This is a genomic window from Streptomyces sp. NPDC059874, assembly GCF_042731135.1.
Taxonomy (GTDB): Bacteria; Actinomycetota; Actinomycetes; order Streptomycetales; family Streptomycetaceae; genus Streptomyces.
Window position 1 is genome coordinate 1 of the sequence record NZ_JBHWJY010000028.1, and the last position, 3,306, is coordinate 3,306.

Here is a 3,306-nt window from a genome sequence, read left to right on the forward strand (position 1 = left end):
CCCCTGGGGGAAGCGCGGCCGCCGCCGTACGTGCTCGGGTACCGGTCAGGCGCCCATCGCGTGCAGGCCGCCGTCCACGTGGACGATCTCGCCGGTGGTCTTCGGGAACCAGTCCGACAGCAGGGCCACGACACCACGGCCGGTGGGCTCCGGGTCGCTCATGTCCCACTCCAGCATGGAGCGGTGGTTCCAGGTGTCCGCCAGGTCGGAGAAGCCCGGGATGGACTTCGCGGCCATCGAGCCGAGCGGACCGGCCGAGACCAGGTTGCAGCGGATGTTCTCCTTGCCCAGATCGCGGGCGAGGTAGCGGCTGGTGGCCTCCAGCGCGGCCTTGGCCGGGCCCATCCAGTCGTACTGCGGCCAGGCGAACTGGGCGTCGAAGGTGAGGCCGACGATGGCCGCGCCCTCCGCCGGGAACAGCGGCTTGCAGGCCATGGCCAGCGACTTCAGCGAGAACGCCGAGACGTGCATGGCGGTGGCCACCGACTCGAACGGGGTGTTCAGGAAGTTGCCGCCGAGGGCGTCCTGCGGCGCGAAGCCGATGGAGTGCACGACACCGTCGAGGCCGCCGAGCTCGTCTCGGACGAGGCCCTCCAGGCGGGCCAGGTGCTCGTCGTTGGTGACGTCGAGCTCGATCACCTTGACCGGCTTGGGCAGCTTCTTGGCGATGCGTTCGGTCAGCGACGGGCGCGGCCACGCGGTGAGGATGACCTCGGCGCCCTGCTCCTGGGCCAGCTTGGCGGTGTGGAAAGCGATGGACGACTCCATCAGCACCCCGGTGATGAGGATGCGCTTGCCCTCGAGAATTCCGCTCATGGTGATCAGTGACCCATGCCCAATCCGCCGTCAACGGGAATGACGGCTCCGGTGATGTACGCGGCGTCGTCGGACGCCAGGAAGCTCACGGCTGCCGCGATCTCCTCGGGCTGCGCGTAGCGGCCGAGCGGCACCTGGCCCACGATGCCCGCGCGCTGCTCGTCGGTGAGCACCTTCGTCATGTCGGTGTCCACGAAGCCGGGGGCGACCACGTTGAAGGTGATGTTGCGCGAGCCCAGTTCGCGGGCGAGCGAGCGGGCGAAGCCCACCAACGCGGCCTTGGAGGCGGCGTAGTTGGCCTGCCCCGCCGAGCCGAGGAGCCCGACGACCGAGGAGATCAGGACGACGCGGCCCTTCTTGGCCCGGAGCATGCCCCGGTTCGCGCGCTTGACCACCCGGAACGTGCCGGTGAGGTTGGTGTCGACGACCGACGAGAAGTCTTCCTCGGACATGCGCATCAGCAGCGTGTCCTTGGTGATGCCGGCGTTGGCCACGAGCACCTCGACCGCGCCGTGCGCGTCCTCGACCTGCTTGTAGGCCTGCTCCACCTGCTCGGAGTCGGTGATGTCGCAGCGGACCGCCAGAACGCCGAGCGAGGTGAGCGCCTCCGGCGGCTCACCCGACCGGTACGTGATCGCGACCTTGTCTCCGGCCTCCGCGAAGGCTCGGGCGATGGCGAGGCCAATGCCCCGGTTACCTCCGGTGACGAGAACCGAGCGGCTCAACGGATCACCCTTTCGCTAGCGGTCTGAATACCGAAAACCTATAGGTCCCATCCCCGGTACGGAGAATCGACCTCCGACAGGGCCTTGCGACGGGCTCTGTCGAGTCCCTACAGAAAGATGTAGGCACCGGGCCCTCGATCGCGACATGATCGGTACGACCGGCCCCGACCCCGGGAGGACTTCCGTGCCCCATTCCATCGACGCGGCCTTCACCGCGCTTCCCTTGCGGGCGCTCGCCGACGCGGCGCTCGCCCGGGCGCGTGCGCTGGGCTCCGAGCACGCCGACTTCCGGCTGGAGCGCATCCGCAGCGCCTCCTGGCGCCTGCGGGACGCCAAACCCTCCGGCGGGTCCGACACCACCGACCTCGGGTACGCGGTCCGGGTCGTGCACGGGGGCAGCTGGGGCTTCGCCTCGGGCGTGGACCTGACCATGGACGGCGCCGCCAAGGTGGCCTCGCAGGCCGTGGCCATGGCGAAGCTGTCGGCGCAGGTGATCAAGGCGGCGGGTTCGGACGAACGGGTCGAGCTCGCCGAGGAACCGGTGCACTCGGAGCGGACCTGGATCTCCGCCTACGACGTGAACCCCTTCGAGGTGCCGGACGCGGAGAAGGCGGCGCTGCTCGCCGACTGGAGTTCGCGGCTGCTGGCGGCCGAGGGCGTCGCGCACGTGGACGCCTCGCTGCTCGCGGTGCACGAGAACAAGTTCTACGCCGACACCGCGGGCACCGTGACCACGCAGCAGCGCGTGCGGCTCCACCCGCAGCTCACGGCGGTCGCCGTCAACGGCACCACCGGCGAGTTCGACTCGATGCGCACCATCGCCCCGCCCGCCGGGCGCGGCTGGGAGTACCTGACGGGCACCGGCTGGGACTGGAACGCCGAGCTGGAGCAGATCCCCGGCCTGCTCGCCGAGAAGATGCGGGCGCCGAGCGTGCGGGCCGGGCGCTACGACCTGGTCGTGGACCCGTCCAACCTGTGGCTCACCATCCACGAGTCCATCGGCCACGCCACCGAGCTCGACCGGGCGCTGGGCTACGAGGCCGCGTACGCCGGGACCTCCTTCGCCACCTTCGACCAGCTGGGCAAGCTCAGGTACGGCTCCCCGATCATGAACGTGACGGGTGACCGCACCGCCGAGCACGGGCTGGCCACCGTCGGCTTCGACGACGAGGGCGTCGAGGCGCAGAGCTGGGACCTGGTCAAGGACGGCACCCTGGTCGGCTACCAGCTGGACCGGCGGATCGCGAAGCTGACCGGCCTCGGCCGCTCCAACGGCTGCGCCTACGCGGACTCCCCCGGGCACGTGCCCGTCCAGCGCATGGCGAACGTCTCGCTCCAGCCGGATCCGGGCGGGCTGTCCACCGAGGACCTGATCGGCGGGGTGGAGCGGGGGATCTACGTGGTCGGCGACCGCTCGTGGTCGATCGACATGCAGCGGTACAACTTCCAGTTCACCGGCCAGCGGTTCTTCCGCATCGAGAACGGCAAGCTGGCCGGACAGCTGCGCGATGTCGCCTACCAGGCCACGACCACCGACTTCTGGGGCTCGATGGAGAAGGTCGGCGGCCCGCAGACGTACGTCCTGGGCGGCGCCTTCAACTGCGGCAAGGCCCAGCCGGGCCAGGTCGCGGCGGTCTCGCACGGCTGCCCGTCCGCGCTGTTCCGCGACGTGAACATCCTGAACACCACGCAGGAGGCCGGCCGATGACCACGCGCGATCACCACGACATCTGCCGGGGGTCCGGGGGTTGCCCCCCGGGACAGC

Annotated in this window: 3 protein-coding genes; 1 reads left to right on the forward strand and 2 read right to left on the reverse strand. The window is 70.2% G+C overall.

Features of this window, described 5'->3' with window-relative positions:
* Positions 1-45: 45 nt before the first annotated feature.
* Both fabI and fabG read right to left on the reverse strand, forming a co-directional pair.
* Entirely contained in the window at positions 46-816 is a 771-nt protein-coding gene (gene fabI, locus ACFV9H_RS18050) for an enoyl-ACP reductase FabI (protein ID WP_385398966.1), read from the reverse strand.
* A gap of 5 nt (positions 817-821) precedes the next feature.
* The gene (gene fabG / locus ACFV9H_RS18055; RefSeq protein ID WP_329387170.1) at positions 822-1,541 is read right to left on the reverse strand and encodes a 3-oxoacyl-[acyl-carrier-protein] reductase; all 720 of its coding nucleotides are present in this window, start codon (positions 1,539-1,541) and stop codon (positions 822-824) included.
* 145 nt (positions 1,542-1,686) lie between these two features.
* On the opposite strand from fabG, the gene ACFV9H_RS18060 reads away from it, so the two are divergent.
* Complete coding sequence (locus tag ACFV9H_RS18060) at positions 1,687-3,249, forward strand: TldD/PmbA family protein (RefSeq protein WP_385398969.1); 1,563 nt, start codon at positions 1,687-1,689, stop codon at positions 3,247-3,249.
* Positions 3,250-3,306 lie beyond the last annotated feature (57 nt).

Excerpts from the sequence above, each read along its gene's own strand:
- ACFV9H_RS18060 (WP_385398969.1), top strand. The coding sequence starts at position 1,687 with ATGATCGGTACGACCGGCCCCGACCCCGGGAGGACTTCCGTGCCCCAT.
- fabI (WP_385398966.1), bottom strand. The coding sequence starts at position 816 with ATGAGCGGAATTCTCGAGGGCAAGCGCATCCTCATCACCGGGGTGCTG.